Source organism: Paenibacillus sp. JJ-100 (assembly GCF_948329825.1).
Lineage (GTDB): Bacteria > Bacillota > Bacilli > Paenibacillales > Paenibacillaceae > Paenibacillus.
The window spans coordinates 687,962-710,843 of the sequence record NZ_CAOJCM010000001.1 but is presented as its reverse complement, the minus strand read 5'-3'; the positions used below and the strand labels follow the sequence as shown (position 1 = coordinate 710,843).

At 45.6% G+C, this 22,882-nt stretch carries 19 protein-coding genes; all 19 read right to left on the bottom strand.

Annotated features, from left to right (window positions below):
* Positions 1 to 4: 4 nt before the first annotated feature.
* Positions 5 to 2,107 (bottom strand): polyribonucleotide nucleotidyltransferase, encoded by a 2,103-nt coding sequence (pnp, locus tag PQG66_RS03520; RefSeq protein WP_272035160.1) that lies wholly within the window; start codon positions 2,105 to 2,107, stop codon positions 5 to 7.
* Positions 2,108 to 2,367: 260 nt separating this feature from the next.
* Positions 2,368 to 2,637: a 30S ribosomal protein S15 gene (gene rpsO, locus PQG66_RS03515; RefSeq protein ID WP_056700672.1), complete on the bottom strand. Its 270-nt coding sequence runs from the start codon at positions 2,635 to 2,637 to the stop codon at positions 2,368 to 2,370.
* A 155-nt stretch (positions 2,638 to 2,792) separates the two neighbouring features.
* Positions 2,793 to 3,731: a bifunctional riboflavin kinase/FMN adenylyltransferase gene (locus PQG66_RS03510; RefSeq protein ID WP_442955001.1), complete on the bottom strand. Its 939-nt coding sequence runs from the start codon at positions 3,729 to 3,731 to the stop codon at positions 2,793 to 2,795.
* A 70-nt stretch (positions 3,732 to 3,801) separates the two neighbouring features.
* Entirely contained in the window at positions 3,802 to 4,725 is a 924-nt protein-coding gene (truB, locus tag PQG66_RS03505) for a tRNA pseudouridine(55) synthase TruB (RefSeq protein ID WP_272035150.1), read from the bottom strand.
* Entirely contained in the window at positions 4,719 to 5,696 is a 978-nt protein-coding gene (locus PQG66_RS03500; RefSeq protein ID WP_272035148.1) for a DHH family phosphoesterase, read from the bottom strand. The genes truB and PQG66_RS03500 overlap by 7 nt, the downstream gene beginning before the upstream one ends.
* A 19-nt stretch (positions 5,697 to 5,715) precedes the next feature.
* On the bottom strand, positions 5,716 to 6,075 hold the full coding sequence (rbfA, locus tag PQG66_RS03495; protein WP_272035146.1) for a 30S ribosome-binding factor RbfA: 360 nt from the start codon (positions 6,073 to 6,075) through the stop codon (positions 5,716 to 5,718).
* Between the two features lie 25 nt (positions 6,076 to 6,100).
* Positions 6,101 to 8,674, bottom strand: coding sequence for a translation initiation factor IF-2 (gene infB / locus PQG66_RS03490; RefSeq protein WP_272035144.1), 2,574 nt, complete (start codon positions 8,672 to 8,674; stop codon positions 6,101 to 6,103).
* Positions 8,667 to 8,996: a L7Ae/L30e/S12e/Gadd45 family ribosomal protein gene (locus PQG66_RS03485; RefSeq protein WP_272035142.1), complete on the bottom strand. Its 330-nt coding sequence runs from the start codon at positions 8,994 to 8,996 to the stop codon at positions 8,667 to 8,669. Before PQG66_RS03485 ends, infB begins: the two co-directional genes overlap by 8 nt.
* Positions 8,989 to 9,297 (bottom strand): RNase P modulator RnpM, encoded by a 309-nt coding sequence (gene rnpM, locus PQG66_RS03480; protein WP_272035139.1) that lies wholly within the window; start codon positions 9,295 to 9,297, stop codon positions 8,989 to 8,991. Before rnpM ends, PQG66_RS03485 begins: the two co-directional genes overlap by 8 nt.
* 26 nt (positions 9,298 to 9,323) lie before the next feature.
* A complete protein-coding gene (gene nusA, locus PQG66_RS03475; protein WP_272035137.1) occupies positions 9,324 to 10,421 on the bottom strand; it encodes a transcription termination factor NusA in 1,098 nt (365 codons plus the stop codon).
* A gap of 121 nt (positions 10,422 to 10,542) precedes the next feature.
* Positions 10,543 to 11,004, bottom strand: a complete 462-nt coding sequence (gene rimP, locus PQG66_RS03470) for a ribosome maturation factor RimP (protein WP_272035135.1) — start codon at positions 11,002 to 11,004, stop codon at positions 10,543 to 10,545.
* A gap of 257 nt (positions 11,005 to 11,261) precedes the next feature.
* Positions 11,262 to 15,587 carry a PolC-type DNA polymerase III gene (locus tag PQG66_RS03465; RefSeq protein WP_272035133.1) on the bottom strand — a complete coding sequence of 1,442 codons (4,326 nt, stop codon included), beginning with the start codon at positions 15,585 to 15,587 and terminating at the stop codon, positions 11,262 to 11,264.
* A 151-nt stretch (positions 15,588 to 15,738) separates the two neighbouring features.
* Complete coding sequence (gene proS / locus PQG66_RS03460) at positions 15,739 to 17,193, bottom strand: proline--tRNA ligase (protein WP_272035132.1); 1,455 nt, start codon at positions 17,191 to 17,193, stop codon at positions 15,739 to 15,741.
* 62 nt (positions 17,194 to 17,255) lie between these two features.
* On the bottom strand, positions 17,256 to 18,527 hold the full coding sequence (rseP, locus tag PQG66_RS03455; protein WP_272035130.1) for an RIP metalloprotease RseP: 1,272 nt from the start codon (positions 18,525 to 18,527) through the stop codon (positions 17,256 to 17,258).
* A 113-nt stretch (positions 18,528 to 18,640) separates the two neighbouring features.
* On the bottom strand, positions 18,641 to 19,780 hold the full coding sequence (locus PQG66_RS03450) for a 1-deoxy-D-xylulose-5-phosphate reductoisomerase (RefSeq protein ID WP_272035128.1): 1,140 nt from the start codon (positions 19,778 to 19,780) through the stop codon (positions 18,641 to 18,643).
* Positions 19,781 to 19,850: 70 nt separating this feature from the next.
* On the bottom strand, positions 19,851 to 20,645 hold the full coding sequence (locus PQG66_RS03445) for a phosphatidate cytidylyltransferase (RefSeq protein WP_272035126.1): 795 nt from the start codon (positions 20,643 to 20,645) through the stop codon (positions 19,851 to 19,853).
* Positions 20,646 to 20,661: 16 nt separating this feature from the next.
* On the bottom strand, positions 20,662 to 21,429 hold the full coding sequence (locus PQG66_RS03440) for an isoprenyl transferase (RefSeq protein ID WP_272035124.1): 768 nt from the start codon (positions 21,427 to 21,429) through the stop codon (positions 20,662 to 20,664).
* An 89-nt stretch (positions 21,430 to 21,518) separates the two neighbouring features.
* Positions 21,519 to 22,073: a ribosome recycling factor gene (frr, locus tag PQG66_RS03435; protein WP_272035122.1), complete on the bottom strand. Its 555-nt coding sequence runs from the start codon at positions 22,071 to 22,073 to the stop codon at positions 21,519 to 21,521.
* Entirely contained in the window at positions 22,073 to 22,801 is a 729-nt protein-coding gene (gene pyrH, locus PQG66_RS03430; RefSeq protein WP_111270032.1) for a UMP kinase, read from the bottom strand. The genes frr and pyrH overlap by 1 nt, the downstream gene beginning before the upstream one ends.
* Positions 22,802 to 22,882 lie beyond the last annotated feature (81 nt).

Genomic DNA, 22,882 nt, shown 5'->3' with positions numbered 1-22,882 from the left:
CATCCTACGATTGCGCAGGAGCTTCAGCAGTCAATACTGCTTTACGGGACAAATTGATTCGACCTTGCGGATCAATTTCAGTGACTTTCACCGTAATGGAATCACCGATAGCTACAACATCTTCCACTTTTGCTACACGCTCTGTGGACAGTTGAGAGATGTGTACCAGACCTTCTTTGTTTGGCAGTACTTCAACAAACGCACCGAATTTTTCTACGCGTTTTACTTTGCCGACATAGATCTCACCAACCAGTACTTCACGTACAATTCCTTCGATAATGGCTTTGGCTTTATCATTCATCTCCTGGTTGGAAGAAGCGATAAAGACGCGTCCATCCTGCTCGATATCAATTTTAACACCGGTTTCTTCGATGATTTTATTGATGATTTTACCGCCAGCACCGATCACGTCACGGATTTTATCCGGGTTGATGTGCATTGTTGTAATCTTAGGTGCATATTGGGACAATTGCTCACGTGGTGTTTTCATCACCTCGGTCATTTTATCCAAAATGTGCATACGTCCTTCTTTCGCTTGAGCCAAAGCTTCGGACAAAATTTGACGGTCAATGCCATCAATTTTGATATCCATTTGAATAGCTGTTACGCCTTCCGGTGTTCCGGCTACTTTGAAGTCCATATCCCCCAGGTGATCTTCCATACCTTGAATATCACTCAGAATAGATACATGCTCTCCATCTTTAATCAGACCCATCGCCACACCCGCTACAGGAGCTTTGATTGGTACACCTGCGTCCATCATTGCAAGTGTACTCGCACAGATACTTGCTTGGGATGTAGAACCGTTGGATTCCAACACCTCAGACACCAAACGAATCGTGTACGGGAAATCCGTTTCAGAAGGAATTACTTTGGACAACGCACGCTCACCCAGCGCACCATGCCCGATTTCACGACGTCCTGGCGCACGAAGCGGACGAGCCTCACCTACGCTGAACGGCGGGAAGTTATAGTGGTGCATGAAACGTTTCGTTTCTTCCAAACTGATGCCATCCAAAATTTGAACATCACCAAGTGCACCCAAAGTACAAACGCTCAGTGCTTGTGTTTGTCCACGTGTGAACAGACCTGAACCATGTGTACGTGGAAGCAGGGACGTGTCACATTCAATTGGACGAATCTCAGCTAATCCACGTCCATCTGGACGAACTTTATCGTGAGTGATCAGACGGCGCACTTCTTCTTTTACGATATCGTGCAGCACTTCTTTCACATCTTTGAGCAATTCAGGAGTTTCAAGATACTTCTCTTCGAAGTGAGCAACCGTTTCGTCATTCACTGCATCAATAGCATCCTGACGCGCATGTTTCTCAGCAATTTTAACAGCTTCCACCAAACGAGCACTTGCATACTCACGAACACTGCTATTTACTTCTGCATTCACGGCATGGAGTTTAACTTCCATTTTCTCTTTGCCTGCTACCTGTACGAGTTGTTCGATAACGGTAACAATATTTTTGATCTCGTCATGTCCAAACATAATTGCTTCGAGCATCACTTCTTCTGATACTTCATTCGCTTCAGCTTCAACCATCATGATGGCATCTCTAGTTCCGGCAACAACCAGTTCGATGTCACTGACTTCAAGCTGTGCAATGGTAGGGTTGATGATGAATTCACCATCAATACGTCCAACCTTAACTCCACCAATTGGACCACTGAAAGGTACATCCGAAATGCTCAGTGCTGCTGAGGTACCAATCATTGCAGCGATCTGAGGTTCGCAGTCTTGATCCACACTCATAACAATGTTCAGCACTTGAACATCATTACGGAAACCTTCGGGGAACAATGGGCGAATCGGACGGTCTGTTAGACGGCTTGCCAAAATCGCTTTTTCAGATGGTCTACCTTCGCGCTTGATAAATCCACCCGGAATTTTCCCTACTGCATACAATCTTTCTTCATAGTTCACCGTCAGTGGGAAAAAGTCCAGATCCTTCGGTTCACTTGATGCTGTCACGGTACACAATACTACGGTATCTCCGTATGTTACCTTAACGGCAGCATTCGCCTGCTTGGCCAAACGCCCGGTTTCAAGCGTAAGCTTTCTTCCGCCAAGCTGCATTTCAACACGCTGTTCCATGAGATTCCTCCTTTAATTCGTTCCTATTCACAATGGATTCTGCATATTCACAGTATTTCCTGCTTGTCCATCATTCATTAACTATAGAAAGACGTTGTGCAGGCTGACTTGCAAAACAAAAGCTCCTTGCGGAGCCCTTAGCTACAAATATATGGCAACATGTTCATCTACAAAACAACCCGGCTGTAAGCTCCGCTTGTCTTGTTAGGCACAAGAAATGCGGATAACAGCCAGGTTGATTTTGAAAACATGTACGATAATTAACGACGCAATCCGAGTTTTTCGATCAGTGCGCTGTAACGTTTAACATCTTTGTTTTTCACGTAAGCCAAAAGCTTACGACGTTGACCTACCATTTTCAAAAGTCCACGACGTGAGTGGTGGTCTTTCTTGTGCGTACGCAAGTGATCTGTCAAACTTCTGATGTTTTCCGTAAGGATAGCAACTTGCACCTCAGGTGATCCAGTATCGGACTCATGAGTTTTGTGCTCGTCGATCAGTTGTTGTTTACGTTCTTGAGTCAATGCCATCCTATTCACCTCCTTCATTATAATCGCCGTTAGCCTCGTCACCGCCGGTGAGAGCGTGTAACCAAGCTAAGGTTAATGTCATCACTATCGACAACGTAGTACATTATACCATAGTTGCCTGGACAAAGTAAATGTATACATAAACTTTATTATTTTTAGGACAGTAAGTGAGCAGCAGTCAAGGCATCTTCTCGAATCTGAGCAATCAAGGCATCAATTGAGCCAAATTTTTGTTCGTTTCGAATGTAGTGCACTAATTCCACTTTCAGTTCCCGATCATAAATTTGGCCGTCAAAATCAAGCAGATGCACTTCGTAGGTCGGTCTCATTCCGTTCTCGTGAAAGGTCGGTTTTACACCCAAGTTCATCACACCTGCAAGTTCTTGATCCCCAAAATATACTTTCACCGCATAAACGCCTTTGGCCGGCGTAACATAATGGTCAACAAGTTCAAGATTAGCGGTAGGAAAACCAATTGTCCGCCCCCGTTTCTCTCCGTGAATCACAGTACCTCTGACACTGTAAGGACGCCCGAGCCACTGGCTTGCCTCATCCATCTCGCCCCGCTTCAAAAGTGCACGAATCAGCGAACTGCTCACCTTCTCTCCTCCAAGCAGGAAGGGGGGGACTGTCTCAACCTTCATATCTCCATCCCCTATTGTGCGCAGCATCTGCTCATCTCCCGCACCTTGGTGACCAAAACGAAAATCAAATCCGACAACAGCTGTACGTGTCTGGAGAGGAAGCAGCAATTCATGAACAAACTGGACTGGTGTGAGCTTTGAAAATTGCTCATTGAACTCAACGACATAAAGAACGTCTACACCCATCCCAGCCAAAATCTCTTCTTTGTCCCTGAGAGGCGTCAGGTAACCCTCGTAATCTCCTTTACGCATAACTTCCTTCGGGTGTGGATGGAAAGTCATGACGGCTGACTTCATACCCGTTTCCCTTGCAATGCGAACAGCCGATAGAATGACGCTTGCATGTCCGAGATGCAACCCGTCAAATTGACCGATTGCCAGCACTTGGGGATGTGTAATCAATTCCGCTGATTGTAATGTCTGCGGATAGGTTAGCATTACGGTTTTCACAATCATTCACCTGCATTTCACTTGATGGGCCAAGCTTGAACCTCGTCCTCACTCCAAGCCCGGTACCTTATTATTCCGGTAAGAAGACTTTAACAGCCCTTACGGTTGGTTTCAATTCATCCCGCTCAAATATCCCTAGAAACGTTCCATCCTGAGCATACAAACGCAGAAGTCCTGGCTTCTCCACAGGTGGATCCAACAGACGTGCAGACAGCTTTTGGCCTTGTAGAGCCCCCTTCGTCTGTTCCTCTCCAACGTTGTGGGCGGGAATCGAAGAAATGGCTTCATCAACAGGAATCAGTGCTTCTGCCAACGTTCCTTCGTTCATGAGCTGCTGCACTTCTTCTATACGTAGACAGCGATCGGCAGATATTCCTGCTGATATCGTTCGTTCCAGCTTAACCATGGTAGATGGAAATCCAAGCGCACGGCCGATGTCTACACACAAGGTACGGATATACGTACCTTTGGAGCACAAGGCGCGGAACGATATATCCGTTATGCCATTATGAATTTCGATCCCCGTAAGTTCAAGTTCGTAAATCGTCACTTCCCGGCTCTTACGCTCAACGGTCTTGCCTTCACGCGCAAGCTCGTACAATCGTTTTCCATCTACTTTTACCGCAGAATACATCGGCGGCACTTGCGAAATCGTACCCAGGAACCTTTCCAACACTTGCTGAACCTGATCCTGTGTGACCTCTACAGCAGATTCAGTACGCTCAATGACTTCACCAGTCAAGTCCTCTGTGTCCGTAGCCAAACCTAGTCTTAGCGTCGCCATATATTCCTTCGGCAGTTCTTGCATATACTCCACGACCCTTGTCGCTCGTCCAAGGCAGAGTGGAAGAACTCCAGTAACCTGCGGATCGAGAGTACCTGTATGACCAATACGCTTCATCTTTAAAATCCCGCGCATTTTAGCGACAACATCATGAGAAGTGAATCCCGCGGGTTTATATACGGGCAGCACACCTTCAAATGATTTTACCATTGTGCTCTCACCTGCTTCAGAACGTTTTGCACGATATCTTCCAATTTACCTTCCAGTCGGCATCCCGCTGCGAGAACATGTCCGCCACCACCAAAGGTCTGCGCCAACGCTGCCACATCTATTTTGCCCGCTGAGCGCATAGACACCTTAACTGCATTATCGTTGATTACTTTAAAAAAGATACCAACTTCTACCCCACGAATGTTACGAGTATAGTTGACGATCCCTTCCAAATCTTCGTTGGCTGCTTTACATTCTTGCATATCTTCTGGTGTAATAACGACCCAAGCTATTTTACCATCTTCCGACATCTGTAGAGATGAGAGCGCCTTATTCAAAATGTGAATTTGCGGAAGAGTCAACTCTTCCAATAGCGATTGTGCAAGATATGGTCCATCTACACCATGTTTCAGCAGTTGGGAAGCCACAGCCATTACATTCGGACTCGTATTCGCATATCGGAAGCCGCCCGTGTCTGTTAGCAGACCTGTGTATACTGCCGTAGCGATTTCCTTATCCCATGTAATATCGAAGCGTTGCAGCAATTCAAACAAAATTTCGGCTGTTGCTGCTGCATCAGGTTTAATGATGTTTACTGCTCCATACCCGTTATTAGTAGGATGATGATCAATATTCAAAATAACTGCGTCTTCTTCAAAATAATGACGTGTAAGCCCCACTCTAGCAAAGTCAGCGCAATCTACACAGATGATCGCATTATACTTGCGTTCTGGAGGGTGTTCGGTCATGTTCACAATCGTATCCGCTTGCCACAAAAAACGCATGCGCTGCGGAATTTCACCTTCATTGATCATGGTGAATTTTTTCCCCAGACATGACAGCAGCCAGCCCACCGTTACCGTCGAGCTGACTGCGTCACCGTCCGGCTGTACATGCGACACGACCAGGTAATCGTCATGCTCCAGCAAGAATTGTTTTCCTGCCTGAAGCGCCTGTTCATAAGTGTGCATTGCCGTCTCCTCTATTCTGTTACTGGGATTCGTTTTTGTCGGAACCAATATCGCCAAGCAGCTTTTCGATTCGGCTGCCGTATGCAATCGATTCGTCGATCTTGAATATCAACTCGGGAACATGACGAAAACGGATTCGTTTACCGAGCTCCGTGCGCAGAAACCCGCTTGCTTTGGCAAGTGCCTTTAGCGAGTTATCCTTCTGTTCCTGTTCACCAAAGACACTCAGATAAACTTTGGCTTGCGACAAGTCGCCAGTCACTTCAACTCCCGTTACGGTAATAAAACCGATACGTGGATCTTTCAGTTCTGACTGGATCAGCAGACTTAATTCTTTCTTGATCTGCTCGCCCACTCTACCTGTACGAATCTTAGCCATTGTTGTTCACCTCATACTTCCTTGCTTATCGTTGTACGGTCTCCATAATGAAGGCTTCAATAACGTCGCCTTCCTTAAGATCGTTGTAGTTATCCAATGTAATACCACACTCGTAGCCTTGAGCCACTTCCTTGGCATCATCTTTATAACGTTTCAGGGAATCCAGTTTACCTTCGTAAAGCACGATGCCATCACGAATCAGGCGAGCTTCCGCTGAACGGGTAATTTTACCGGAAGTAACCATACACCCTGCAATAGTACCCACTTTACTGATGGAGAAGGTATTCCGAACTTCAGCATGACCGATCACTTTTTCTTTGTAGATCGGATCAAGCATCCCTTTCATCGCTTGTTCAATCTCCTCGATAACACTGTAGATGACGCGGTGCAGACGAATGTCTACTTGCTCTTGATCTGCAGTGATTTTCGCCTGATTTTCAGGACGTACGTTGAAACCGATCACGATGGCGTTAGAAGCTGCTGCCAAAATAATGTCGGATTCAGTAATCGCACCAGCACCACTGTGAATAATCTTCACTCGTACGCCTTCAACCTCGATCTTGGCGAGGGAACCTTTAAGCGCCTCGACTGAACCTTGAACATCACCTTTAATGATCACGTTCAAATCTTTGATCTCACCATCTTTGATGTGTTGGAACAGATCATCCAGCGTTACACGTGTATTTGTACCCAGGTCAGATTCACGTTGTGTAATCGCACGTTTGTCTGCGATAGAACGAGCTTTACGTTCATCTTCAAACACCATGAATGGATCTCCCGCACCTGGAACTTCAGTCAGACCCGTAATTTCCACAGGAGTAGATGGTCCTGCTTCTTTCAATCGACGGCCTTTATCGTTGACCATTGCACGTACACGACCGAAGCAGTTCCCCGCAACAAACGCATCTCCGACTTTCAACGTACCGTGTTGTACAAGAATACGGGCAACAGGACCGCGACCTTTATCCAGCTCGGCTTCAATTACTGTACCACGGGCACGTTTATCAGGATTTGCTTTGTACTCATTAACTTCAGCAACGAGCAAAATCATTTCCAGCAAATCTTCCAGACCCATTCTTTGTTTCGCAGATACGTTCACGAAGATGGTGTCCCCGCCCCACTCTTCTGGAACGAGTTCATAGTTCGTCAGTTCCTGTTTCACTTTGTCAGGATCCGCACTAGGTTTGTCAATTTTATTAACAGCAACGATAATCGGTAGGCCAGCGGCTTTGGCATGATTAATCGCCTCAACCGTTTGTGGCATTACACCATCATCGGCAGCTACAACGATAATCGTCATATCTGTAACTTGTGCTCCACGTGCACGCATCGCTGTAAAGGCTTCGTGACCTGGAGTATCCAAAAACGTAATTTTCTTGCTGTTAATCTCTACCTGATAAGCACCGATATGCTGAGTGATTCCGCCAGCTTCTCCGTCAGATACATTCGTAGAGCGAATAGCATCCAGCAATGTTGTTTTACCATGGTCAACGTGTCCCATGATTGTCACAACTGGAGGACGAGACTGAAGATCTGCAGGATCATCATTCTCTTCCAAGGTTTCGAAACGATCATCTTCAAGAACGATCTTCACTTCAACTTCAACACCGAATTCACCTGCAAGCAAGAGAATGGTATCAATGTCGAGCTCTTGGTTAATGGTTGCCATAACACCCATACCGATAAGCTTTTTAATGACCTCTGAAGCATCTTTATGAAGAAGTTTCGCTGTTTCGCCAACAGTCATGTCACCACGAACGATAATTTTCTTCGGTGTATTATCGATTTTCTCACGTTGTACATACTGTTGCTGATTTCTGTTGCGATTGTTCTTACCACCACGGTTATTACGGAAGTTACCGCCGCCACGATTGTCGTCGAAGCGTCTTCCACCACCGCCACTATTGGAACGGTTACCATTGTTATTTCCAGTGTTTCCTTGACCACCTCTGCGTTGGCCGCCACCTTGTCCTTGGCTTTGTCCGCCACTACGGTTCCCGCTGTTTCCAGCGTTACTACCACTCGGGCCTGCGTTTCTGTTAGGACCGCTGCTATTATTGGTACGTTGACCCGCTCCTTGTGGACGGGACCCTGCGTTACCTTGACCACCTGAAGCTGGTCTTGGGCGATTTCCTGATTGTCCCCCTTGGCTTGAGCCTTGGGAATTTGTTGTTCTGTTACGGCTATCTTGGCCGCTTGGTCTCTGAGCGCCATTGTTATTATTGGAACTTGTTCTATTGTTCATACCTACCTGCTTTTCCTGTTGTATTTTTGTTTGTACGGGACTACCGGTTGTATTACTGTTATTCGGCGTGTTCACTCCGCCGCCCGGCTTGTTGCTGTCCACTGGTTTGTCACTGCGCACCGCCGAAGTTGAAACCGGCTTGGCTTCATTCCCTTGTTTCGAGGCAGCTGTGGATTTAATATCTTTAAAAAATTGTTCCACTTTGCCGACGGAACCATTCTCCATTACACTCATATGATTGTTAACAGGAATATCCAGTTTTTTAAGAATGGTTATAATTTCCTTACTACTCATGTTAAGGGACTTTGCATATTCATAAACTCGCAATTTTTCCTTGTTTTCCTGTTTACTCAATATACTCCACCTCCGACATTATACCGACTTGTTTGGAGATCATTTTTGCAAACCCAAGGTCTGTTACCGCAAGAACCACCCGCGTGTCTTTACCGATACTTGACCCTATACGATCACGATCCAATCCGATAAGAAGCGGAACCTTGTAAGTAGCACATTTGTCGCGAAATTTCTTTTGTGTATTTGGTGAGGCGTCACCTGCAACAATAACCATTTTGGCTTCGCCTGAACGGACCGCCTTGTGTACAATCTCATCGCCTGTGAGCAATTTACCAGCACGCATAGAAAGCCCGAGGTAAGAGAGTACTTTCGTATCACTCATGATCTTCACGCTCCTGTGCAGCAATGAATTCATCCTCTACTGCAATAAAATCAGCCGCTAGCTGTTCATAGATCTCAGACGAAACTTTACCCTTTAACGCGCGATCAAGAGCGCGATTTTTGAGGGAAAGCTTGAAACAGGACTCTTTCCCGCACAGATATGCACCCCGTCCAGACTTTTTACCGGTTAAATCGATTAGTACTTCATCCTCAGGCGTTTTCACGATGCGAATCAACTGCTTTTTGGGCATCATTTCCTGACATGCCACACACTTACGCAGCGGCACTTTTTTAGGTTTCATACGTCAGCGCCTCCCCGTGCTTTCCTTTAATCGACGGAGACAGAATCCTGATGCATTTCCGAAGAAGAATCTTTTTCTCTGCCGAATTCCTGCTCCGCCTGGCTCTCGCTCTTAATGTCGATTTTCCAGCCTGTCAATTTGGCTGCCAATCTGGCATTTTGGCCTTTAATACCAATGGCAAGGGACAGTTGATAGTCAGGAACGATCACCCGAGCCATCTTCTCCTCCTCGAACACGTGAACTTCCAGCACTTTGGAAGGACTCAATGCGTTAGCCACATATTCATCTACTTGTTCGGAATATCGAACGATGTCGATTTTCTCACCGCGCAGCTCACCCACAATGGTCTGCACGCGCATTCCTTTTGGCCCTACGCAAGAACCAACCGGATCGACTTCCTCGTTGCGGGAGTGAACAGCAATTTTGGAACGAAATCCTGCCTCACGGGCAACAGAACGAATTTCAACTACGCCATCGAAAATCTCAGGCACTTCCAGCTCAAAGAGTCGTTTTAACAGACCCGGATGAGTTCGGGATAAAATAATTTGCGGTCCTTTAGTCGTATTTTCGACCTTCGTGATGTACGCTTTGATGCGATCACCGTGGACAAACTTCTCGTTCGGCATTAACTCGGTTAACGGCAGTGCCGCTTCAATCTTGCCCAGATCGATGTAGATATTGCGCAAATCCTGACGCTGCACTACTCCCGTAACAATATCCTCTTCTTTATCCACGAAAGCATTGTAGATCAGACCACGCTCGGCCTCACGGATCCGCTGGGTAACAACTTGTTTAGCCGTCTGTGCAGCAATACGTCCAAAGTCACGTGGTGTAACTTCGATCTCCGCAATATCTTCCAGCTGGAAGTGTGGGTTAATCTCCCGTGCAGCAGGCAATGAGATTTCAGTCCGCGAATCGAGAACTTCTTCCACGATCAGCTTACGTGCAAATACTCGAATAACCCCCGTATTACGATTCATGTCCACTCGCACATTCTGTGCCGTGTTAAAATTACGCTTGTAACTGGAGATAAGTGCGGCCTCAATCGCTTCAAACAGCACATCTTTACTGATCCCTTTTTCCCGTTCCAATTCATTCATTGCTTCAATAAAATCCATACTCATGAATGTTGATCCCCCTTTCAAACATAGCATCCCATACGTAAAACGGCGAAGGCTCTAAACTTGTGAGCACCTTGCCGTTTACGTGAGATGTGTCTTTTCATTAATTAAGTGAACAAGGCTTTTAAAACACAATAGCCAAACGCGCACTGGCAACCTTTTCATAAGAAACGGTATGCTGCTTCTTGCCTGCTTCAATGACAAGCTCCTCGTTTTCAAAGGAAATCAGCTTGCCTTCGAACTCCTTCATTCCGTTCACCGGTTCGTAGGTTGTAACAAATACATTTTTACCTACAGACTTGGCAACATCCTCTGCTTTTTTCAGTGGACGTTCCGCACCAGGAGAAGACACTTCAAGAAAATAAACAGATGGAATCGGATCGTTCTCATCCAGCTTGGCGCTAAGCTTTTCACTGATCAAGACACAATCGTCGATGTCGATTCCACCCTCTTTGTCGACATACACCCGTAAAAACCAGTTGCTGCCTTCTTTGACGTATTCGATGTCAACCAGCTCGAAGCCTTGTTCATTCAAGTAGGGTTGGATCATTTCTTCCACGGTAGATTTAATATTTGTTGTGCTCAAAACCGATAACCTCCAACTTAGGTTACACCAGCAATCATTACTGGCAGATAATTAATTACCCAAGATTCATGTATACCAAAGACTAAAGAGTGGGTTTCCCCACTCTTCAGAAATTCGTACTATCTCGTTCACTCCAGAAATTATAACATAGTCTGGTAACAGTGACAAGTAACCCACCCTTTAGCATACAAGCTACACTAATGAAGGAAAAATCTGACTTCAGTGATTCAGACATGCAAAATGGCTGCTGTGAGCTCTTAGAACAGGGAAAGCTGGTTGCTCTCGGGCAAGCCACGGAAGCATCCCATATTCGTCAACAACTCCACAATCGTTTTAGTCGCTTTAGACTTCTGCTGGAAGTCCTCAATCGACAAAAATTCTCCGTGATTACGAGCAGCAGCGATGTTGCGTGCCGCGTTATCCCCAATCCCTGCGAGTGCAGAGAATGGAGGAATCAATGAATTTCCATCTACGATAAACTTGGTTGCCTCTGAACGATACAGATCGATCGGTTTGAGCGAGAAGCCGCGAGCTGTCATCTCCAGTGCCATTTCGAGAACAGGAAGCATGTTTTTTTCTTTTGGCGCCGCCTGGAAACCGAGCTGTTCAATCTCTACAATTTTGCGATAGATGGCATCGTAACCCTGACACACCAGCTCTATATCCAATTCGTCTGCACGTACAGTAAAATACGTTGCATAATACTCAATCGGGTGATACAGCTTGAAGTACGCGGTACGAACTGCGGAAATAACGTAAGCCGCTGCGTGGGCTTTCGGGAACATGTACTGAATTTTGAGACAAGAGTCAATGTACCACTGTGGCACCTTGCATTTTTTCATCTCATCAATCCATTCTTGCGGCAGTCCCCGTCCTTTACGCACACTTTCCGTAATTTTAAATGCCAAGCTCGCATCCATGCCCGCTTTATAGATCAGGAACAACATAATATCATCCCGACAGCCGATCACTGTTTTGATGTTACATGTCCCATTCTTGATTAAATCCTGTGCATTTCCTAGCCAAACTCCCGTACCGTGCGAAAGTCCTGAAATCTGTAACAAATCGGCAAAAGACGACGGCTGTGATTCGACAAGCATTTGTCGTACAAATTTCGTCCCCATCTCCGGTACACCAAAGGTGGCAACAGGGGAGCGGATCTGCTCCGGGGTTACACCAATAGCATCTGTGGAGTTAAACATGCTCATTACTTTGGGATCGTTCATTGGAATGGTCGTTGGATCTACACCCGTAAGATCCTGCAACATCCTCATCATGGTTGGATCATCGTGACCCAGAATATCGAGCTTCAGTAGGTTTTCTTCAAACGCGTGATAGTCAAAGTGTGTAGTTTTCCACTCAGCTGTCACGTCATCTGCCGGGTATTGAACAGGCGTAACATCTTCCACCTCAATATAATCCGGAACAACGACAATACCGCCGGGATGCTGTCCGGTACTCCGCTTAACACCAGTACACCCTGATGCTAAACGATTCAGCTCTGCACCGCGCCATTTTTTATGATGTTCTTCTTCATATTTTTTAGCAAATCCAAATGCTGTTTTCTCTGCAACTGTACCAATCGTCCCCGCCCGGAATACGCTCTTTTCACTAAATAGTACTTTGGTATAGTTATGCGCATGGGGCTGATAATCACCCGAGAAGTTCAAGTCGATATCAGGTACTTTGTCACCCTTAAAACCAAGGAATGTTTCAAACGGAATGTCCTGCCCCTCGCCCTTCAGCTTACCTCCACATTTCGGACAAGGTTTCTCTGGAAGGTCAAATCCACTCGGTACACTGCCGTCCAGGAACCATTCGCTGTACTTGCATTCGGGATTTACACAGATATAGTGTGCAGGCAGAGGGTTAACCTCCGAGATCCCTAAAAAGGTTGCAACGACGGATGATCCAACAGATCCCCTTGAACCTACCAAGTATCCATCTTGGTTTGACTTTTTCACCAGGCGCTCCGAGATCAGATAGTTCGCTGAGAACCCATATTTGATAATCGGCTGCAACTCTTTTTCTAATCGGGCAACGATGACTTCAGGCAGATCTTCACCATAAATGGACTTTGCCGTGTTATAGCAGGTATTCCGAATTTCTTCATCAGCACCTTCTAAAATCGGGGTAAAGAGCTTATCAGGGAAAAGCTTGATTTCCTCGAAACGCTCTGCAAGCTCAATAGTATTGGTAACAACGACCTCATATGCTTTATCTTGACCAAGGAACTGGAACTCCTCGATCATTTCGGTCGTTGTTCGAAAATGAGCATCTGGTTTGCGCTGATCTTTCAGCGGACTGAACCCCGTAATGCCATGAATCGTGATATCGCGGTATATTTTATCTCTTGGTTCCAGATAATGCACATTGCCTGTAGCAATCACTGGTTTATTCAATTTGGCTCCAATCTCTACGACTTTACGAATCGCGAGCTTCAGTTCTTCCGGTGTGGCAACAAGCCCTTTGTCGACCAGATGCATGTACATCGTTAGAGGCTGAATCTCTAGAATGTCATAAAATTCAGCGATTTCCTCCGCCTCTTCTACTGATTTGTTCAATACAGCCTCGAAAAACTCTCCTTTTTCACAGCCAGATATGACAACTAGTCCTTCTCGTAAGCTTACCAACTTAGACTTTGGTATACATGGAACCCGCTTGAAGTATTCCGTATGGGATAGCGAAACCAGTTTGTATAAGTTTTTCTTTCCTACATCATTTAAAGCATAAATCCCACAGTGGAAAGGACGTGTATTGGACAAGTCTACCCCAACAAAATCGTTTAATCGATCCAGCATTGTTAAACCTTTTAATTGTGCAGCATCCTGGATAAGGCCATTTAAAATTCCGGCAAGAGCAATCGTATCATCAATCGCACGGTGGTGACTTTCAAGCGCAACTTTGTACTTGTCTGCCAGCGTGTTCAACCGATGATTTTTCATTTTAGGATAAAGAAGACGTGCCAATTCCAAAGTATCCAGCACAGGGTTAGGCATCTCCGGCATACCCAGATTTTTGAGCGAGGCCTGGATAAAGCCCATATCAAAGCGTGCATTGTGGGCAACGAGTACTCCATCCCCTGCAAAAGCCACAAAATCACGTATGACCGGCTCTAGTTCCGGTGCATCTTTAACCATTTCATCCGTAATATTAGTAAGTTGTTGTATGTTATACGGGATGCGTTCATGTGGATTAACAAATGTGGCAAAACGGTCCACTTCTTTGCCTTCTTGCATTTTTACTGCGGCGATCTCGATGATTTTGTTTTGTGTGACGGACAGACCTGTGGTCTCGATATCAAATACAATATATGTTGCTGTTTTCAGATCAATCGGCTGAGGCTGCAACACAACGGCAACAGAATCATTCACGACGTTGGCCTCGAGACCGTAGATCATTTTAATCCCGTTTTTCTTCGCCGCTTTTGCTGCTTCAGGATAGACCTGAACACCACCGTGGTCGGTTACTGCAATCGCTGTATGTCCCCAGTCGGCAGCTGTTTTCACGTATTTATCAATGGATGTGACTGCATCCATCGTGCTCATCGTAGAGTGCAGGTGAAACTCAACCCGCTTCTCCTGGGCCGTATCTTTGCGAGAAGGAGGTGCTTTAATTTCAGTCAGATCGGAAGGTATCATCGCCAGTTCAGGAATTTGCATAAACCGGTCATATTCGACGCGTCCGCGGACCTTCACCCATTTACCATTGGCAAGTAGGCTCAGTATTCTGACATCCTCTTTTGTTTTCGCAAACATTTTCATTTGCATTGAATCCGTAAAATCTGTCAAGTAGAACGTAAAGAGCGTATTTCCATTGCGCAGCTCCTTGCGATCTAAACCGAAAATCGAGCCCTGTAATGTAATCTTTTTCTCTTCGTCCTGCACTTCTTGCATAGGTACGGCTGGCTCTTTAATCTCGTAACCCATCTGTAAACGAACATCGCCTTGTTCTTCTTCCTCCGGAGCTTCCATTTCGGTGACCTCACTCATCATTTGTTCAATGACTTGACGCTCTTCCACCTTTTTCTGAGCTTGGAACTGCTCCATTGCCTCTCTGTTACTTCCCACTTCGCCTACCTGCAATTTAATGCGTAGTGGCAGATTGAAATACTTTTCATAGAATGCGGTAATTGCTTGATCAATCTGCTTCTTGCGAGCCAGTTCCATCGAAGTTGAATCACTCATCGTTAATTGCAACAGGTCACCTTCACACTCTAAAGATGCGCGATTCATCCAACCATTTACCGAAGGAATCTCCCGGGTAACCCACTCTAAAAAGAGATTCCAGTATTCCTTAACGATATCACCTGGCTGTACTTGCTCTTCAGTATATTTAAAGCCGAATGTAATTTTGGCGATATGATTCATTTTTTCCTGAATATGCAGACTAAATGTCCGATAGATTGGTGCAGGAACCAATGTATCTTTATAGATCAAGATGTGCCATTCGCGGTTACTGCGATTCGTCTCCACCCGTTCAATCCATCCATCCACGAAATAGGGATCAGTTAGACCTGCTGGAAGCTCTGCCTGTTTCATCAACAACTCAAACCGTTTTCTCTTCTCCTCAAAACCACTCATCGCGTTCCTCCTATACCCCCTTAAAACATGAAAAGCTTCTGCAATCAAAAATGTCCCCGATCCGAACCCGCACCGACCCATTTTATCCGACAGAAGCTCTTCATTCGTTACCTAGTTGGTGAATAAGCTTTCTTCGTCAATCTGTTCTGACTTAGTATGCTCTTGCAAACACTACCGTGTGTTTCGCCTGTTCACCACAAGCCAGACATGTGTGCTTTTCTTCCGCAGGCTGGAACGGAATGTTCCGGCTAGTTGCACCCGTGACTTCTCTTACCTTATCTTCGCAAGCTTCGGAACCACACCAGCCAGCCAGTGTAAAGCCGCGTTTGTTTTCCATCAGTTCTTTCATTTCATCCAGCGTATCCACAGAATAGAAGTTATCCGACATGAACTTACGTGCACGTTCAAGCATGTCTGCCTGTACCTGTGTCAACATGGTTTGAATTTCTTCGACCAGATTCGCCTGTTCTACCACTTTCTTCTCACCCGTAATCCGGGATACAAGAACACATACGCCATTTTCCATATCACGCGGGCCGATCTCCAAACGGATAGGAACTCCACGCATTTCATATTCATTAAACTTCCAGCCAGGACGAACGTCACTTCGATCATCCATTTTCACACGAATGCCAGCTTTCTTCAGCTCTGCGAACAGCTCGTCCGCTCGGCCTACAACTGCATCACGAGTTTTTGGTGGTCCGATTGGAATCATGACAACCTGTGTTGGTGCAACTTTAGGTGGAAGCACCAGACCTCGATCATCACCGTGAACCATAATCAAAGCTCCAATCAGACGTGTACTCGTCCCCCATGAAGTGGTATGAGCAAGTTCCAATACGTTATTGCGGCTCAAATATTGAATCTCAAATGCTTTGGCAAAGTTGGTACCCATATAGTGGGAAGTCCCTGCCTGTACAGCACGACCATCTTTCATCATCGCCTCAATAGAGAAGGTATCTACAGCACCCGCAAACTTCTCGGATTTGGTCTTCTGTCCTGTGATTACAGGAATGGCAAGATACTCTTCTACAACTTCACGATAAATTTCAAGCATTTTCATCGTTTCTTCGCGTGCTTCCTCTTCGGTTTCATGCGCTGTATGTCCCTCTTGCCACAAAAACTCACTAGTACGCAAGAAAGGTAACGTTCTTTTTTCCCAGCGAACAACGTTTGCCCACTGATTAATCAGAACTGGCAGATCACGATAGGACTGAATCCATTTCGAGTACATATGCCCAATAATCGTTTCAGACGTAGGGCGAATAGCCAAACGCTCTTCCAGCTTTTCTCCACCTGCTTCGGTTACCCAAGGCAGCTCAGGGTTAAAACCTTCCACATGCTCTTTTTCTTTTTGGAAAAAACTCTCCGGAATAAACATAGGGAAGTATGCGTTGCGGTGGCCCGTTTCACGGAACCGGCGATCCATCTCATCCTTGATGTGCTCCCAGATTTCAAAACCGTCCGGTTTGAACACAATACAGCCGCGAACCGGTGAATAGTCCATCAAATCTGCTTTTTTAATAACATCAATGTACCAGCGAGAGAAATCTTCTCCTTGTGGTGTGATTTCAGTCACGAACTGTTTATCATTTTCCTTTGACATAAGACTCCAGCGTCCTCCCATAACGACCAGTACTGAATACTCAGCGTCTAGTCAAACCGTAATTATCCGTTAATTAAACGAAGTATATCATTATATGTTACAGCCAACATCAGTACAAAGAGCATCGCAAATCCGACAAAATGTACCATCCCTTCCCGATTTGGATCAATCGGACGGCCACGAAGGGCTTCGATTCCCAGGAATATGAGACGACTGCCATCAAGTGCAGGGATCGGAAGCAGGTTGAAAATACCGAGATATAGACTCAAGATCGCTGCCCATCTTGTCAGTTGTTCAATTCCTTGTTTTGCAATTTGTCCAGTTACTTCAAACGTACGAACTGGACCGCCAATATCATCCATATTAAATTGGTTGATCAGATGTCGGAACCCTTCAAAAATAACTCGGGTTGTGTCGACCATGGCTACGCCTGAAACTTTAAAGGTTTCAACGAATCCTACGGAACGTGTGGGCAGTGTAGGTACAATCCCAACTTTTCCACCTTCCTGACCTTCGATGCCTCGAGGTGTGATCGTAATATTAAAGGTCTCATTTCCACGGCGCAAGGTCCACTCCATCGGTTTGTCTTTGGAATCTGCAATCATTTCCACCATTTTTTTTGAATCGATTCCGATAACCGTACCATTAATTGTTTCAATAATATCGCCTTTTTGTAAGTTAGCTTGATCTGCAGCTCCGCCTTCAAGCACCTCACCAATCTCCAGATTTTTCGGATTTTCCACTGGAACGCCCGCCATCTGTGCATATACTGCAAACAGTACAAAAGCAAGAATAAAGTTCATGAGTGGACCTGCAAATATGGCCATTGCCCGCTGTCCAACCGTTTTGCTTCCAAACTGACGATTTTTAGGCGCAATCTGTGTCTGTTTACCACGGCTCACAAGCATCGCTTTAGGGTGAATTGCATAATGCTGTATCTCACCGTCTACATCGAGCTGAAGCTTAAGCGTATTCTCCATATCAATGGAGATCACTTCTCCGCGGATTACATTTTTGCGATTATCCAATTGGTCGAGATAGATCATCTTAACATGATCATCTGAAGAGCGTACCGCAATGGTCTGTCCTTCCTGAATCTCGACCAATTCTGGGTCCTCTCCTGCCATCCGTGCATATCCGCCAAAAGGCAGTAAGCGCAGCGTAAACTGCGTCTCATTTCTTTTATATGAGAATAATTTGGGACCAAAACCGATCGCAAATTCCCGTACAAGAATGCCGGCGCGTTTGGCAAAATAATAATGCCCCCACTCATGTACCGTCACGATGACAAAGAACATGAGCACCGTAAGAAATACCACTTGTATGGTTTCCAATCCCTATCCATCCTCCTTCACGGCAAATACCGCAGTCTGTCCCTCTAGATTATCATTATTCTCTAATGCCACACAAGAGAATCACTTCTTCCAGATTGTCTGAAAAAAAGAGATTACAACAAGGACGCCAGTCTGCGACTATTCTGATCACAGGCAGCAATTTGTTCCAGATCAGGATTGTCCACATTCTGGTGCGAATCCAGCACAGAAGCAATGATCTCTTCTATTTTAAGGAATGAGATTTCCTTCTGCAAGAAACGAGCTACAGCAATCTCATTTGCCGCATTAAATGCCGTCGTTGCCGTCCCTCCCATTCTACCACATTCATACGCCATTCTTAAACAAGGGAAGCGCTCCATGTCCATCTCTTTGAAATGAAGTTTTCCTACTTGGGCAAGTGACAATCGGTTTGCTGGAGAAGACACACGCTCAGGATAGGTCAACGCGTATTGGATCGCAACACGCATATCTGGAGTACCAAGTTGTGCGATGATACTGGTATCTTCATATTCCACATATGAATGAATAATGCTTTCGGGATGAAGCAGAACCGTAATTCGTTCATAATCTAGACCAAACAACCAATGTGCTTCAATAACCTCAAGACCTTTGTTAACCATCGTTGCGGAATCAATCGTTATTTTGGACCCCATTGACCAGTTTGGATGTTTAAGTGCATCCTCTACAGTTACCTGTTTCAGTTGCTCACGTGTAAGGTGGCGGAATGAGCCACCGGATGCAGTTAATGTAATCCCTGCAACGCTAGACCGATTTTCTCCGTTTAAACATTGGAAAATAGCCGAGTGTTCGCTATCTACAGGTAGAATAGATACTCCCTTTGCTTCTGCTCTTGCTGTAACAATATGACCCGCGGTTACGAGAGTTTCTTTATTCGCTAAGCCAATCTGTTTGCCCGACTCTATCGCAGCAAGCGTAGACTCCAACCCAACACTGCCTACAACAGCCGTAACTACCGTTTCCGCTTCTGTTCCTGCAGCAATTTCAATAAGACCTTCAGATCCGTAATACACTTTTGTCCCTGACGGAACATGTGCAGCGATTTTATCAGCCAGGTCTTTCGTTCCTACCGAGATTTTTTTAGGTTGATATCGATTCGCCTGCTCAATAATCAGGTCCACATTATTTCCAGCAGCCAACGCCTCCACTTTAAACCGCTCTGGATGCATATCAACGACACTTAGTGTCTGCGTTCCAATCGATCCCGTTGAACCAAGAATCGCTATTTTTTTCATTGCTGCACCTCACCTCTAATGAATCCGACACCTGCCGCGATTACACCTCTAATCTTAGAACTGTGTTTTCTTAATAGGGCAGTAACATCAGAATATGTACGAATGGAAACACCACAATCCAACTATCGCATCGATCCAAAATACCACCATGCCCAGGAAGTAGGTTACCTGAATCCTTGATGTTGTATACTCGTTTGTAGGCAGATTGGATCAGGTCACCCATCTGACCAACAACTGCACAGGCTAGTCCGATCACGATCGCTCTCTGCCAAGAGAGCAGTCCATCAGAGGAGAGGGCAAATACAACCGAAGTCAGAATGGAAATAACTATACCACCCATAGCTCCTTCTATCGTCTTATTCGGACTGATTGAAGGCCAGAGTTTGTTTTTCCCTATCCATTTCCCTACAAAGTAAGCCCCCGCATCACTTGCCCAGATCGAACCGAGCAACAGAAATGTCCAGAACAAACCATGAACCAAATGTCTCGATTCTGCGATGTAATAGAACCCTATACCTATGTACAGGACCCCTATGAAGAGCATTGCAATCACATTAATCGGCAGTCTGTTCTTAGTAATAACCGAGGCCGTCATCAAAATCAACATGACTATCCACACTACTTGAAACAAGGACAAAGGTCGTTCGTCCCATACCATTCCCCAAGGAAATACAATGGAGATGATTCCTGCATATCCAATTAGGGCTACACCTGAGAAAGGCTTCACCCCTGTCATTTTTACAAACTCATAATAACCGATGACAGCCATTAGCAAGACTAACCCGTGATACCAGGGTCCGCCAAGCATACAAAACCCTAAAAAAACCACACCAGCTATAATTCCAGTCGTTAATCGCTGTTTCAACGGCTTCATCCTCCATCTATTTCAAACCGCCGTAACGCCTTGTTCTGCGCTGATATTCGGCTACTGCTTCAAGCAAATGCTGTTTGCCAAATTCGGGCCAGTATATATTCGTAAACCATAATTCACTATATGCAAGCTGCCATAACATAAAGTTGCTCAGTCGCAGCTCTCCACTTGTTCGGATCAACAGATCCGGATCAGGCATATCTGCGGTCAGCATATGTTTGTCGATAAGTTCAGGTGTGATATCTTCTGCAGCTAATTCCCCTGATTGGATCTTTACCGCTATTTCTTTCACACACTCCGTCATCTCTCGGCGGCTTCCATAGTTCATCGCGAAATTCAATACAAGACCAGTATTATGTTCTGTAAGACGAATGGCTTCCCGCAAAGCACTGACCGTATGTGAAGGTAGATGCTCCTCATGCCCCATCATACGGATACGTACATTCTTTTCTATCAATTCATCCAATTCAATAGCCAAAAACTCTTGCGGAAGTCTCATCAGAAAATCCACTTCTTCTTTTGGACGCGTCCAGTTTTCTGTCGAAAAAGCGTACATCGTCAGATATTTGATGCCTAGTTCATCCGCCGCGATGGTTGCACGTTTAACTGCCTTCATGCCGTTCTGGTGCCCAGCTATACGCGGTAAGCCCAGACGTTTGGCCCATCGTCCGTTACCGTCCATGATGATAGCGACGTGCTGCGGGATATTATCCTCGGATATAGTCAGCGTTTCCTGCTTGTCAGCCCCATTCCACCACGACCGAACCCGTTTGATCATTCCTGTTCCTCCAAAATCCCTGAAGTTTCTTCATCTGAAGCTTAGAAAAAGAGACAAAACCCCACCGGAATGGAGGGGCTGCGCTTGTCTTACACTTCCATGATTTCTTTTTCTTTGGCAGCAAGTACCTTATCGACTTCAGCGATATATTTATCAGTCGATTTTTGGATGTCTTCCTGATGTCTCCGGGATTCATCCTCGGAAATCTCGGATTTTTCCATTTTCTTAATATCATCATTCGCATCACGGCGAATATTACGAATAGCGACTTTACCTTCTTCGCCAAACTTTTTAGTCAATTTGACAAGCTCAGCTCTGCGCTCTTCTGTAAGCGGCGGGATGGATAGCCGAATCATACTACCATCGTTAGCCGGCGTAAGTCCCAAATCGGATTTCATAATCGCGCGTTCAATGTCATTCAATGAGGATTTATCCCAAGGTTGGATCATCAGTGTGCGCGAATCCGGTGTACTAATATTAGCCAACTGATTCAACGGTGTCATTGCACCATAATACTCAACCTGTACACGATCCAGAAGAGCAGGTGTTGCACGCCCTGCACGCAAAGTAGCCAAGTCGCGGCGCAGTGCCTGAATCGCTTTTTCCATACGCTCTTCAGCATGTTGTTTAACTGCTTGTGGCATTAATCTACACTCCCTTTAACGATTGTTCCGATTCGTTCGCCCAGAACAACGCGTTTGATGTTACCTTGTTCTGTAATGTTAAATACAATCAACGGAATGTTGTTATCCATGCAGAGCGAGGATGCCGTTGAATCCATTACTCCAAGGTTTTTGTTAAGTACATCCAGGTATGTTAACTGCTCAAACTTCTCAGCTGTGCTATCTTTGAATGGATCTGCCGAGTAGACACCATCCACTTTATTTTTAGCCATCAAGATGACTTCTGCCTCAATCTCCGCTGCGCGCAGTGCTGCTGTTGTATCCGTGGAGAAGAACGGATTACCTGTACCTGCTGCAAAAATAACGACGCGGCCCTTCTCCAGATGACGAATGGCTTTACGACGAATGTACGGCTCTGCAATTTGCTGCATCGCGATCGAAGTCTGTACACGAGTTGGCACTTCAATCTGTTCAAGCGCATCTTGAAGCGCGAGTGAGTTCATCACCGTAGCGAGCATACCCATATAGTCAGCAGTTGCACGATCGATACCATTTTCACTGCCAGCTATACCACGCCAGATGTTTCCTCCGCCACATACGATAGCAACCTGTACACCCAGAGCTACTACATCTTTTACCTGCTGAGCAATGGATGAGATCGTCGCTGCATCAATGCCATAGCCGTTTTGACCAGAGAGAGACTCTCCGCTCACTTTTAAGACAACACGTTTAAATACTGGCTGTTCCAATTGTTCACCCTCCACTTTGAATTGAACACCTCCCAGTGTTCAACCAACAAAACTTCTCGCGCATGGACTCCTGCTTAAAAA